This is a genomic window from Nitratireductor sp. ATLC21 (assembly GCF_057196525.1).
Genome location: NZ_JBXUOU010000001.1, coordinates 1,007,859 through 1,021,193, shown reverse-complemented (window position 1 = coordinate 1,021,193; position 13,335 = coordinate 1,007,859). Strand labels below are relative to the sequence as shown.

Sequence of the window (13,335 nt, the reverse complement as noted above, 5' to 3'; positions counted from 1 at the left end):
ATAAACGCCCCGCCGGCAAAACCGGCGGGGCCATTTTCGAGAGGTGCTCCGGCTACTGGAGCTGATTGCCTCTGTCACGCGGCCGCAGGAGTTGCGGATTGATGCGCAGGGGACGATCAAGCTGCTGCCGGGGCACCCGGTTGACCGGCGGCGTCACGCGAATCTGCCGGCAATTCGGGTATTTGCCCGTGGTGCCGGGCGGGCAGCGGCGCTGCACGACCGGACGACAGTTCGGGAAGGTTCCCGTTGTTCCCTGCGGGCAGCGGCGCTGCACAACCGGGCGGCAGTTGGGGAACGTGCCAGTCGTTCCACGCGGGCAGCGGGGCCGCACGATGGGTGCGCAGTTGGGATAGCGCCCCGTGGTTCCCGGCGGGCACTGACGCTGCACCTCCGGCTTGCGGCAGGCACCGGCCACCAGACGTGTTCCACGCGGACAGACGCATTGTCCGTCCTGGGTGCGGATCATACCCGGAAGCAGGCGGCATTGCTGGCGGATTGGCCGGCAATTGGGCGGCGTGCCCGTCGTGCCGCGCGGGCATTCGCGCTCGACCTGCGGCTTGACGCAACGGCCGTTTGCCAGGCGCGTTCCGCGTGGGCAGACACAGCGGCCATCGCGGGTGCGGATCTGGCCCGGCAGGAGCCGGCATTGCGGCCGGGGATCTGCCTGCGGCTTCGGATCGGGCTCGCGCGGCGGTGTTGGCCGCGGCGTGGGCAGCGGAACCGGAGCGGTCTGCGTGCCGACGCACTGGCCATTGCGGAAGGTGGTGCCTTCCGGACAGACACAGCGCCCGTCATTGTTGAGAACGAGACCCGGCGAACATTGCTGGTCCTCATCCTCATCCGCCAGAACCGTGAAGTCATGGCAGTCATAGGCACGGCCATCTCCAGCACCATCCGGCGCACCTGAGAGCGAGGGCGCGGTGCGCACATCCGCTTCACGGTCGATCACCGCAGCGCAGTTGCGTCCCGATGCACCATTGCCCACTGCGTTGGCGAGACCGCCATCTTCCGGCAGCTCGACAACCACCTCATGCGTGCGGCCTTCGCCACTGGCAAGGGTGAGGTCGGCTTCGCAGGCGAAGGGAAGCTCGGACGGCTCGGGCGAACAGCCGAAGGGCGGATTTACCGAGACGATCCGGGCCGGAACGCCGCCAAACCCTTCGACCCGAAGCGCATCGCCGATGCGAACCGGACCGGAGATCGATGACGGACCTTCGTTGCGGATGGTGATCTGGAACGTGCAGGGCTGGCCAAGCAGGCACTCTGCATCGCCGGCCTTCTCGACCGTGATCTGCGTGCCGCCCTGAGCACAGGCCTCGCCGATGGGATAGACGATGTCGTCTCCCGGAGCCGGGCCGAAGGAACCGCGTGCGCAGTTCTCGAACCGCTCATTGGGTGAGACATTGACCGTCACATCGAAGTGCCGCGCGGTTCCGGGTGTCATGACAGCGCCGGGGATCTCACAGGTGAGATTTGCCGCAGGCACCGCGCCGCACGACCATTCCGGGCCGTCAGGCGTGACAGTCTGGACATTGACCGGTGCACCGCTGCCGATGATCTCGGCGGCGTCGTTGACGCGAACCGGACCGACGGGTGCTGCCGTTCCGGCATTGCTGACCGTGATCCGGCAGGCCACACCTTCTGCGAGCGACACGGTGGGCTCACAGGTCTTCTGGATGCGCATTTGCGGCTGGCCGCCCGGGATGCCCGGTATGGTAGCCGTTGCACAGGCCTCGTTGTTGGCGAGATCGGTTTCGCCTTCAAGCGCGGTCACCTTCGCACAGTTCTCGACCTCGCTTGTCGGATAGTCGCCAACAATCGTGGTCACGAGAATGTCCGTCGATGCGCCCGGCACGAGGTTCAGGCCCGGATGATCGCACTGGAACGTGTTGCCGGCGAGCGGCGCGCACGACCAGGGCGGTGAGGGGCTGAAGGATGCCGAGGCGACATCACCGGCCGGGAACGTGTCCACGAAGCTGATGGGGCCGCTGATCGGCGTGGCACCGGCATTGAGGATGGTCACGACATAGGTGCAAAGACCATCCGGCGTGCAGACCGTGGGTTCTGCGCGCTTGCGCACGGCGATGTCCGGAATGTCGTTCTCCGGCGGCGTGCAGGCCGGATCGCCCGGCAGGCAGATCGCGATTGTGGCGCAGGCCTTGTCGTTGGTCGGATCGCCGAACGGATCCTTGCCGCTGGCCGTGTAGTCATATTCGGCGCAGTTGCGGATCGCGCTCCAGCTCCATGCCGGTCCCGGCTGGAAGCCGAGTTTCAGCTCCACGAACTCGCCTGGATTGAGGGTCGTTTCGGGGTGCTCGCACGACATGGGGCTCATCATCGGAACGCAGGTCCATGGCGCATTTGGCCCTGAAACCACCGTTGCATTGCCGGGCGTCGTGACCTCATCCAGAACGATCTTGCCGGTGTAAGGGGCGTCACCCGCATTGGAGACGCGAATGGTGAAATCGCACGAACCGTCGATCTCGCATTCGGCCTCATCGGCGCGCTTTTCGACCTTGATGTCGGGTTCGCCTTCATCGTCGGGCGGGCATTCGAGGTCTTCGGGGATTTCAATGTCGACCACCTGTGAACAGCATAGCCCAACGCCCTCGGCCGGACCCGCATAGGTCTCGATGCCTGTGACGATCAGATGAACCGTATCGCCAGGCAGCGCGCCGGTGATTTCCCATTCCAGCGTCCCGCCGCCGGCCGGAACGGGCTGGCTCGGCGGATCGATGGTGATGCCGGGTGTGGTGGAGGTCACGGTGACGACATTACCTGCCATCTCCGGACCGACATTCATGCGATAGATATAGGCACCGCCGCCGGGAAGGCAGTCCACCTCACCGGTCTCGACCGAGAAACACGCCTCTTCCGGCCCGTCGCCGGGTGGCGGGGGAGGCGGTGGCGGCTCGCAATCCGTTACATCGATGGTGATGGTGGTCGGGTCGCCGGTCTTCCAGTCGCCATCGTCCGGCAGGGCCGGGTCGTGCGACGGAATGGTGGCGACAAGCCCGCCGGTTGCCGTGCGGATCACGGCCACATTGGCCTGATTGTCGACATTGGTTGCGGCAGGGAACGCCGCCTGGTCGATCTTTGCCTTGATGGTGATGTCGATGGCGCGCTCGGTCAGACTGCCGTCGCCGTCGAGATCGGCGGCCGACAGGTGGAAGTCCGATTGGGTGAGCGTGTCGTCCAGGGTGGCGGTCGTGCTGACCACATGGGGTGGAACGGCCCCACCGCCGACACCTATAATGTCGCCGCTGAAAGTGGCGTCGACAATCGACAGATTGGCGGGAAGTTGATCGGTAAACTCGAAGGTCACATTGGTGAGAAACGCGTCGAGGCCCGGGTGGGCGATCATATCAGGTGTGCCGCGCACGCCGAGGCGCAGGCGGTATTCCACATAATCGCAATTGAGCTGTGCTCCGCGCTTTTCAAGGAAAGGCGTCAGATCAGGCTCGACTTCGGGCACTTCCGGTTCAAGTTCAATGCGTGGGCCTTCGGCGTCGCCCGGCGTTTCGAGAACCTCAAGCTCCTCGATCGTCCGGTCCTGTGCTCTGGCCTGATTGATGCCGGAAAGCGGTATGAGCGCGGTGGAGAGCGCCATGCCCGCCACCAGAAGCCAGCGCGGCGAGCGCGCTTTTTCTGCAAGGGGTTTCATGATCGTCTCCATGACGTTGTTGACCGTGGTCCGGTCGGCGGGAAAAGTGAACATGATCATCTCTCCCTCCTCACGGCGCACAGGATTCAAGCGGCGTTTCAAGCGGCAACGTCACCTTGCAACAGGGGAAGTAGCCACCCGCCTCGGCGTCGGACTGCTTATAGAAGCACAGGCCGAGATCGACGGTTTCGCCAGGGATGTGGCCGTTGATGCCGAGAGTGAACGGCGTGGCCAGGCTGGGAACCGTCTGCTTGGACGGGGAAACGCCGACGCCGGGCGTCAGCGATTTCGCGGAAAGCGAATCGCCACCGACGCCGGCGCGGTCATGGATGTAGAGATCGGCTTCAAGCCCTGCGGGCGTACAGAAATACGCTGCAGTCTCCAGCTCGATACAGGGCGGGAGATCGTTGGGCGGCGGGAAGCCGGGCGGCCAGCCGGGGACGGGAATGTCGCCCGGATAGGGGATAGGCTCGTAGTAACCGGCGCGGCCCTCACAGGGACGCCAGACCTCCACGTCGCCGACATGTCCCTTAACCTCGGGGTCTTCGAAGAAACCGTCGTAATCGGCAAACCACGAGCCGAAGGGCGGTTCGTTTTTTGGCCGCACGAGCGTGCTTCTCGTAAGCTGTACGCCATGGACGGCAAGTGGCCCGCCTTCGATGAGCTGGTCTTCAAGGGCAGGGTTGTCGCGCAGCCTGTCGCCGGTTTTGACCAGCGTGGCGGCGCAGGCGTTGCGATTGAAGAAGCCTTCGGCGTCATAGCCATATTGCAGATCGATGCCGCCGGCTCCCTGTCGGTATGGTTCGGGAAAGCCGACTGCATATTCCTGAGGTGCCGGCACCCAGATGCTTTCGGTTTCGGGATCGTCAGGGCTTTCGCGCCAGTAGCGCAGCACCGATGCCTCGCCGCTGTCGGCGAAGCTTGAGTAGTCATAGCGGCTTTCGACCTCGCCCCGCTGGGCAAGGTACATGAAGCCGCGCGTGTCGAAGGCGATGTCGGTGACCGGAAGGTCTTCCTCGGCTTCCACCGTCAGCTCCCAGCGCGGGTCGCCGGCGAAGGTGCCGTCGCGGGCGATGCCCACGGACCAGATTTCCGCTTCCTCACCGACTGCGTAGTAGAGGCGTCCGCCATGCATGGCGAGGCCATAGACGCGACGCTCTTCCTGCGTGTAGCCCCAGCTTTTGGGCTCTTCCGCGTCGAAAGCAGCACCCTGTATATCCATCACGGCGCCATCGTCGCCCACGGGATCGAGCCCGCGTGCCGGCCTGCCGTCGACGCCATGATCGAACGTGTCGATGAGATTGCCGTCGATATCGATGCGGTGAATGAGACCGCTGTCTAGATCGGAAGCGAAGAACTGGCGGTGTGACCGGTCAAAGGCGATGTTGCCGATGCCGGGTCCGCTGTTGGTGTCGATATTGGCAAACAGGGTCACGGCACCGGTGATACCGTCGATTTTCCAGATCGAACCGGGGCCGCCGCCATTCTTCTCGCCGAATTGCCCATCCATGAAGCGTGCGCCGGCTTCGCCGCGGCGCTGCCGTTCGGGCCGCCCGTCCTCGTCTTCGTCTTCCGTGACGATCTGGAGGCCGTGCAGGGACGTGGCCGCCGCATAGAGGTTCGGCACGATGGCCGTGGTCTCTTCGCGCTTGCCGTCATCATAGGCAAGGCCGAACACCTGGCCGATTTCGGAGGCCGGTACTTCGAAGGGTGGCGGCGTAAAGACCACCTGCCCGCTGGGTGGGGCGCCGAGCCAGGTCATGTCGAAGATGCGCAGCGAGGCGCGCTCGGTGTCGATGAAGGTTTCGTCGACCGGGTCAACGCCGGGCAGAAGACCTTCCTCGAAACCGGGGATGAGCGTGCCGGGAAAACCGGTCACGGCCATGAAACCCGGCTGGATGATCGCGTTTTCCTGCGCGCTCGCTGGCGCATGTGTTGAAAAGCCCGCCATGATTGCGAGCGCTATGGCGGCGGTGCTTTCAAGAAAGCGTTTGGCGATTCTGCCAGAACGCGCATGTGCGTTTTCTTCGCACCGTGCCGGGAACTGCCGGTTATGCCCCATAACGTGCCTCCCGAAGCCGTTTCGGAAGGTTGCCGGATGGGCATCCTTCTCGAGCCCTGTTCCCCTTGTTCCGGTGTATCCCCCCGAAGCGAGGTTCATTTCAACCCCGTCATGGGAGAGCCTACGCCTCGGCTTACGCAAGGTCAACAAAACCGCCCCAGCCATGCGCCGCGGCGGCTTCAACGACCGTTTGCAGTCGATATGCCGTGTCATCAGAACACTCCTTTCCGGGTGCGCACCATGCGTACCCTGCAGGGTTTGTCTGACGAGGCTGTGAAAAGGTTCACACTGAAGAGCGCCGTAAAGCCGATAGAGGGAGGCAATTCTGTTTCCACCGAACCGCAAATGGACTAGCTTTTCAGAAACTGGGGGAAGCGATGAACCGAAACGCACCGTCGCGCAACACACTGTCGAAGAGCCAGGCATGAGTGGTTCGGATCAGACATCCGATGCTGCACTCGTGGCCAGAACGGCGCGCGGCGACAGGGCGGCGCTCCGGCTCTTGTTCATGCGGCATCACACGCGGGTGTTCCGTTTCGTGATGCGCCAGACGGGATCGGAAACCATGGCGGACGAGATTGCGAATGAAGTGTTTCTGGAGGTGTGGCGCCAGGCGCCGCGCTTCGAGGCGCGCTCTCAGGTCTCCACCTGGCTGCTTGGCATCGCCCGTTTCAAGGCGCTTTCGGCCTTGCGCAAGCGCCGGGAAAGCGCGCTGGATGACGGGCAGGCGGAGGCGATTGCCGATAGCGCCGACACGCCCGAGGTCACCACAATGAAGGATGACAAGGCGGCGGCGCTGCGCTCATTCGTCAACGCGCTGTCCGAGGAGCATCGCACCGTGGTGGATCTCGCCTATTATCACGGCAAGTCGGTGACCGAGATCGGCGAAATCCTTTCCGTCCCCGTCGCCACCGTCAAAACCAGAATGTTTTACGCCCGCAAGAAGCTTGGAGAAGCTCTGCAGGCGGCAGGATATGATCGAGGCTGGCCATGAGCGAGAACGCACAATCAAACCGCCGCGACCGGCTTGAGGCGCTGTTGCCCTTCTTCCTGAACGGCACGCTTTCGGGCGCGGAACTGCGTGAGGTCGAGGAATGGCTCGCATCCGATCCGCAGGCCATGGCCTCGTTGGCTGACGCTGAGGGTGAATATTCGGCCACGATTGCCGACAATGAGGCGATCCGTCCGCCGGACGATGCGTTGACCCGTTTTTCCAGAGCGTTGGCCGAAGAAGCAGGGCCTGAAAGGGCCGCGAAATCCTCGCTGCGTGAAAGATTGGCCGGCTTTCTGCCTTCGCTGCCGGTGCAGGCTGCGTGGGTGGCCGCCGGGCTTGCGCTCGCCATTCTCGTGGGCCAGACGGTCTGGCTCAATTTTTCGCAGACCGAGCAATATTCCGTGGCCGGCGCGGATCGCGAGGATGCACCCTTCGCCTTCGTGACGTTTGCGGCGGATGCCTCCATGACGGATGTCTCGGCATTGCTGGAGGAAAGCGGGACCGAGATTGCCGCCGGACCGCTGCCGGGTGGGCTCTACCGTGTTCTTGTTCCTGCCGAAACGGTGGAGCAATACGACGCAATTGTTGCCGGGCTCGAAAAGGCTGAATTCGTGGAAACCGTCGTCATCGGACGCAGACCAGGCGATGACTAGGCTCGTTTCACGCATGCTGGCGGGTATCGCCATCACAGCCCAACTGGTAATGGCCGCGCACGCTCAGACCTCCGCACCAGCCGAGGCTGGGGGCGGTGAAACGCAGGCTCGCGCAGCCTCCGGCGAACGGCACGTGGTTTATCTGCCGCAGATGCTGGCGGAGCTTTTTGGTCCGGGGACGGGTGGGGCTGCACCGGCGCAGCCCGCCGCATCCGGTGACGCGCCTTCAACAGATGGCAATGCTTCAGGCGGCGGGGCTCGCCCGACCGTTCCTCCTCCCACGACGGCGGGAGCGGGCGCCAATGCCCGGCCTGTCGCGCCGCAACGCGCCATCTCCGGGGCTTTTGTGCCGGATGAGGTGCTTGTCACCCTTGACGGCGATGCGGATGTGGCCGCCGCCGTGGCCGCACAGTTCGGCCTGGAGCTGCGTTCGGCCCGTGGATCGGCTTTGCTCGGGCGCACCGTTGCCCGGTTCGGCATCCCCGACGTGCGTCCGGTGGCCTTTGTGCTTGCACAGCTCGAGGGTGACGGCCGGCTGTCAGATCGTGTGCCGAACCATGTGTTTCAGCTTCAACAGGCGGCAGGCGTTGTCAATTACGCCTTCGAGCGGATTGCGCTCGATGCCGGTGCGGTGAGCGGAGAGAATGTGAGCGTGGCCGTGATCGACACGGCGCTGGATGAGGCGCACCCGGCCCTTGTCGACCGTGTGGCACGCGTGTTTGACGCGCTCCCCGACATGGCGGTGAAAGACCGGGAGCATGGCACGTCCATCTCTGGGCTGATTGCTGGCGATGGGCCGTTTCGCGGCATGGCGCCCGGCGTGCGGCTTCTCCATGCACGGGCTTTCGAGGGCGGTATCTCCAGCACGAATGTGCTTCTGGCCGCACTCGACTGGGCGGTGGAAGAGGGGGCGCAAATCGTGAATATGAGCTTTGTCGGGCCGGAGAACCCGCTTTTCTCGTCCGCCTGCCGCAATGCGATGGCGCGGGATGTGGTGCTTGTTGCCGCTGCCGGCAACAATGGACCCGGCGCGCCTTTCGGCTATCCTGCAGCCTATGATGGGGTGATCGCCGTGACGGCAACGGATGTGCATGACCGGGTGATGGGAAAGGCCAATCGCGGCCGTTATATCGATCTTTCAGCGCCGGGCGTGAACGTGGTGGCGCCAATTCCCGGCGGCATGGATGTGGTTACCGGCACATCTTTTGCCGCTGCAATCGTCTCAGGCGCGATTGCCAATCTGATCCATGCCGGCGAGGACGCCGAGCCAGAGACGCTTTCGCAACTGTTGCGGACGACTGCGGTGGATCTGGGCCGACCTGGACGGGATGATGATTTCGGCGACGGACTTGTGAACACACGGGCGGCAATGGAAGGACGGACTGCCAATTAGCCGCCTGTGGAAGCCTTCTTGAGACCTACAGGCGCGATGACCAGGCCCTGATCGTCTTGGGCACGATGGGCTGTCACGCCGTAAATTATCGCAAGGTTTTCATCCGAGAGCACGGTTTCCGGCGTTCCAAGCGCAGCCAGCTTTCCTTCGTTGAGAAGCATGACCTGGTCGCACCATCGGGCGGCCAGTGTGAGATCGTGGAGCGAAACCAGAACGGTTCTTCCTTCGGCGGCCAGCCGTTTCAGCGATTGCATCAGCATGATCTGGTGCGCTGCATCCAGGCCCGAGGCTGGTTCATCGGCCATGAGAAGCGGTGTTTCCTGCGCGATTGCACGCGCCATCAGTACGCGAGCCTGCTCGCCGCCCGACAGCTCCGTTGCGACCCGGTCGGCAAGCGGTGCAATGTCTGCCATTGCCATGGCGCGGGCGATTGCGGATTCGTCCCGGGCGTTCGGACGCTGACCGAAGGCTCGCCATGGCAGGCGGCCAAGGGCCACCAGATCGCGCACGGACAGACGCCAGCCTATGGTTCTCTGCTGCGGCAGATAGGCGATGAGGCGGGCGCGTTGGGCTGGGCCGATCGCCGCGAGATCGTGTTCGCCGAGCTGCATGGCGCCCGCGGCGGCTATGTGCCCGTTGAGCGCGCGCATGAGCGTGGATTTACCGGCGCCATTCGGCCCCAGTAGACCGATCACCTGTCCAGGTTCAAAATCGAACCTGATGGCATCAAGGACCTGCCTCTTTCCAAGTACTACGCTCAGATTTTTGACCTGGAGGTTCATCACAGCATCTCCCGGCGGGCGCGGACAACGAGCCACAGGAAGAACGGCGCGCCGATAAGCGCCGTCAGAACGCCGACATTGAGCTCGCCGGCTGGCAGAACGATCCGCGCGGCGATGTCTGCCGCGAGGAGCAATGCTGCGCCGCCAAGGCCGGCCGGTAACAGGAGACTGCTTGGCATCCTGTTGGTGAGCGGGCGGATAAGATGAGGCACAACCAGGCCGATGAAGCCGATCGTGCCGCTCACTGCAGTGGCCGCACCGACGGAGAGTGCGACACCGGCTACAATCATGAAGCGTGCGCGGCCCATATGAATCCCGAGACTGGAGGCTGCTTCCTCCCCAAGTGAAAGCGCGTCTATCGCGCGGGCTGAGAGCGAAATCAGGAACCAGCCCACAGCCATCAGCGGCAAGGCGATCGCCACAAATTCCATGGACCGGTCTTTGAGAGACCCGAGCAGCCAGAAGATGATCTCGTAGGAGGCAAAAGGGTTGGGCGACAGGTTGAGAACGAGTGAGGTAAGCGCTCCTGCGAGACTGGAGAGCGCAACGCCCGCCAGAATAAGTGTAAGCGTTGAGCCCTGGCGGGCGGCGATCGCAAGCAAGATGAGAACTGCGAGGAGTGCGCCGAACAGCGCACCGGCGGGGAGGGCGTAGAGCGAGCTTCCGGCAAGCCCCGAGTAGAAGACCAGCACCGCTCCGAGCGCTGCCATGGAGGACACGCCGATCACGCCGGGTTCGGCCAGCGGATTGCGCAAAAACCCCTGAAGCACCGCGCCGGAAAGCCCGAGTGAAATGCCGATGGCGAGACCAAGAATGGCGCGCGGCAGGCGAATTTCGCGCATGATGATGGCCGCTGCCTCTCCTCCGCCAGCAAAAAGCCCGGCAACGCTATCTCCTATGGACAGTTCAGCTGGGCCAACCAATAGCGACACGACGAAAAGCGCGAGAGCCAGGAGTGTAAGCGATATGGAAAGCCTCATGGCGCGGCGCTTTCGGGGCAGGGGGCCATCGTGGAGCGGAGCGCTGCCAATGCCCGCACGGCTTTGATCACCAGGGGCGTTCCGCAAGACAGAGAGCCTTCAGGCACGAATGCGCCGACGCGCGTCTGCGGAAGAGCGGCTATGGCGGGATGACGTGGTACGTATTCTCCAAGCGTTGGCGCCGTCTGAGGTGTGCTCATGTTGATGACATCAGGTTGTGCGGCGATCACCTGCTCAAGCGGAAAGGGTGCTACGCCAACGATGCCCATTTCGGCGGCAAGATTGACAAAGCCCGCAGCCCGCATCACGGAATCGGCCAGCGTGCCGCGCCCCGAGGCGATGCCATTCTGATCATAGGCGATCATCGTCGGGTGCTTGCCGCAATGTCTGGCGGCAATCGCTTTGAGTTCGCTGGTGAAATCGTTTGCTATGGTTTCGGCTTTTTTCTCCTGTCCGATGAGCGCACCCATGCGCCGGATTTCACCGGGAATGGTTTCAAGTGTCTGCGCGAAGGAAAACTCTTCGACATGAAAGCCGAGACGTTTCAGCAGCGCGGTGGTGTTGTGCAATGAGTAAGTGCCGGTGACGACCAGGTCGGGATTTTCCAGAAACACTTCTTCTGCAAGCCCGTGATTGACCGGGTAGCCCTGCGCTTTCTCATGCAGCATGGAGAGGCTCGGTTCGCGCGCCAGAAAAGAGACGGACACCAGCTGGCCAGGTTCTGCCAATGTCATGGCAAGCTGGTCAGTGCACAGATTGAGCGACATGACCCGTTTCGGCATGGCTTCGACCGGCGCGACAAGCAGCGCGCCGGCCAGAAGAACAAGGCCGGAAAGGCAGGGGAGGCGTTTCCGGCGCTTCAACATCAGGGAGCGAACTTTGCCCGGAAGCCGGCAAACACGCCGAAGCCGGGTGTGCCATAGCCCTGAACGACTTCATATTTCTGATCGAGCAGGTTTTCGCCTCTCAGATAGAGTTCCGTGTTTTCGTTCGGCTTGTAGGCGATTTTCGCGTTGAGAAGAACGTAGTCATCCAGCGCCGAGCGCGGGCCGTCGACATAACCGTCCACCGTATCGAGAGCGATTTTCGCCGTTGCTCCGATCTCCCAGCGTTCGGCTGGACGGATGGTGGCGCCGAGGGCGATGTCGTGCTTCGGGATGCGCACTTCCCGCAGTCCGTCGGTCTGTGTTGCTTTCGTGTAGGTGTAAGCGCCACGCAGGTCGAGCCAGTCGGTTGCCGCGTAGGCAAAGGACGCCTCCACGCCGCGCGTTTTCACCACGCCATCGGTCTGGATGTTCTGATAGGTGACCGGGTGGTAGCCGATATAGTCCTCGACATCGATCATGAAGAAGGTGAGGTCGGTGACGAGCCTGTCATCCAGAAAACGCTGTTCGACACCAATATCAAAGCCGATGCTGGTTTCTGGCTTCAGGTTGATATTGCCATAGAATGGTGCGTAGAGCTCATAGAGGCTCGGCGCGCGATAACCCGTTCCGACCGAGGAGTGGAAACGGGTTCCGGTGCTGGCAAATTCGTAGGAGCCGGTGGCACGCCAGGATGTGTGACCGCCGAAGGTGCTGTGTTCGTCGTGGCGGAGGCCCGCTGTCAAAGTCAGCGCGTCAAACGGGCTGTAGATCGCGTCGATCCAGCCGCCGCCCATCGAAACGTTTTTATCGACACTTGCGGTAAGGGCGGTCTGACGCTCCCAATCCGCGCCGAAATTGAGCGTCAATTGGGGAGAGATTTCCAGAGAACCGAGATAATCCAGCTTGTAGCGCAATCCGTCAAAGGTTGAGGTGGAACCGAAGCCGCTGGTGCTTTCGCGGGCAGTATCGGATATCTGCGCGGACACCGTGTTGTTCAATTGCCCGTCAAACAGAGAGAATTCGGCACCAACCCGCCCGGCTGCCTGTCGAAACGTGCCATTCGCCGGGCTGTCAGCGATGGGATACCCATCATCCGTCTCCGTTGAACCATTCAACAAAAGCCCGCTGGCGAAGACGGCCAGATCGTCGCTGATCTCGTATCGGCCGCTGAATGTCCCGGTCAGATTGGTGTACCCATCATCTTCAACACCGGATGACGCCATTGAAAAGCCATCGGTGGTGAAGCCAGATAGAGAAAGGCCAAACTCGCCGCGGTCGAAACCGCCCGTCAGCGTGTAATTGCCAAAGCCGGTTTTGCGCGACCCGCCTTCGACATGAATGCCGTGTTCGATGCCCTGCGGAATGCCGCCAAGCGTCGAGAGATTGACCACGCCGGCAATTGCATCGGAGCCATAGAGCGTGCTCTGCGAGCCTTTCAGAACTTCGATCCGCCCAATGCCGCCGGAGAGAAGATGACCATAGGCGGACTGCACGGTGGGGCCCGAAACCTCCGAAATATCGATGCCCTCGAAGAGCGTCTTTACATACTGCCCGCGAAGGCCGCGCATGATCAGCGTGGTGGTGTTGCCCGGACCGCCATTCGGGGAGAGATTGAGACCAGGCAGTTGATTGAGATAATCCTGTACCAGTGGCAAAGACTGTTCCTCGATCTCATCGCGCTCGATGATTTCCACGGTCGAGCCCACTTTGGACGCCTCTGTGGGCGTGCGGCTGGGGGTGATGACCAGGGTGTCGAGCTCAAAGTCCTCGGCCTGCGTGGTGAGCGCGGAGAAGCCAAGTATCAGTGCGGTCGTGCTGGACAGGATAGAATTTCGGTGTCGGCGTGAATGCATGCGTGTGCTCCAGGACCAGGTTCTTAGGTGTGCTGGAGAGCGACAGACGCCTGAGTTCGGTCTCCCCGCCAGCGATGACAATCGCCAC

The 13,335-nt window shown here is 62.7% G+C and carries 9 protein-coding genes; 3 read left to right on the top strand and 6 right to left on the bottom strand.

What is annotated here, in order from left to right:
- Positions 1–52: 52 nt before the first annotated feature.
- Together AC2CHD_RS04950 and AC2CHD_RS04945 are read right to left on the bottom strand one after the other, a co-directional pair.
- Positions 53–3,724 (bottom strand): DUF7929 domain-containing protein, encoded by a 3,672-nt coding sequence (locus AC2CHD_RS04950; protein ID WP_484552786.1) that lies wholly within the window; start codon positions 3,722–3,724, stop codon positions 53–55.
- A gap of 10 nt (positions 3,725–3,734) precedes the next feature.
- Positions 3,735–5,615: an NHL repeat-containing protein gene (locus AC2CHD_RS04945; protein ID WP_484553222.1), complete on the bottom strand. Its 1,881-nt coding sequence runs from the start codon at positions 5,613–5,615 to the stop codon at positions 3,735–3,737.
- Positions 5,616–6,150: 535 nt separating this feature from the next.
- Between AC2CHD_RS04945 and AC2CHD_RS04940 the strand changes: the two genes are divergently transcribed.
- Genes AC2CHD_RS04940 through AC2CHD_RS04930 form a run of 3 tightly spaced genes read left to right on the top strand, consistent with a single transcriptional unit; the run spans position 6,151 to position 8,766 of the window.
- Positions 6,151–6,720: a sigma-70 family RNA polymerase sigma factor gene (locus AC2CHD_RS04940; RefSeq protein WP_484552785.1), complete on the top strand. Its 570-nt coding sequence runs from the start codon at positions 6,151–6,153 to the stop codon at positions 6,718–6,720.
- Positions 6,717–7,373, top strand: a complete 657-nt coding sequence (locus tag AC2CHD_RS04935; RefSeq protein WP_484552784.1) for a hypothetical protein — start codon at positions 6,717–6,719, stop codon at positions 7,371–7,373. The genes AC2CHD_RS04940 and AC2CHD_RS04935 overlap by 4 nt, the downstream gene beginning before the upstream one ends.
- A complete protein-coding gene (locus AC2CHD_RS04930) occupies positions 7,366–8,766 on the top strand; it encodes a S8 family serine peptidase (protein WP_484552783.1) in 1,401 nt (466 codons plus the stop codon). The genes AC2CHD_RS04935 and AC2CHD_RS04930 overlap by 8 nt, the downstream gene beginning before the upstream one ends.
- Here the strand turns inward: AC2CHD_RS04930 and AC2CHD_RS04925 are convergent.
- From AC2CHD_RS04925 to AC2CHD_RS04910, 4 genes are read right to left on the bottom strand one after another with little or no spacing between them, the layout of a single operon-like run.
- Positions 8,763–9,548 (bottom strand): ABC transporter ATP-binding protein, encoded by a 786-nt coding sequence (locus AC2CHD_RS04925; RefSeq protein ID WP_484552782.1) that lies wholly within the window; start codon positions 9,546–9,548, stop codon positions 8,763–8,765. The two genes, AC2CHD_RS04930 and AC2CHD_RS04925, sit on opposite strands and share 4 nt — an antisense overlap.
- On the bottom strand, positions 9,548–10,549 hold the full coding sequence (locus AC2CHD_RS04920) for a FecCD family ABC transporter permease (RefSeq protein ID WP_484553221.1): 1,002 nt from the start codon (positions 10,547–10,549) through the stop codon (positions 9,548–9,550). The genes AC2CHD_RS04925 and AC2CHD_RS04920 overlap by 1 nt, the downstream gene beginning before the upstream one ends.
- Positions 10,525–11,394: an ABC transporter substrate-binding protein gene (locus AC2CHD_RS04915; protein ID WP_484552781.1), complete on the bottom strand. Its 870-nt coding sequence runs from the start codon at positions 11,392–11,394 to the stop codon at positions 10,525–10,527. Before AC2CHD_RS04915 ends, AC2CHD_RS04920 begins: the two co-directional genes overlap by 25 nt.
- Complete coding sequence (locus tag AC2CHD_RS04910) at positions 11,394–13,247, bottom strand: TonB-dependent receptor plug domain-containing protein (RefSeq protein ID WP_229448807.1); 1,854 nt, start codon at positions 13,245–13,247, stop codon at positions 11,394–11,396. Before AC2CHD_RS04910 ends, AC2CHD_RS04915 begins: the two co-directional genes overlap by 1 nt.
- Between the last annotated feature and the right edge of the window lie 88 nt (positions 13,248–13,335).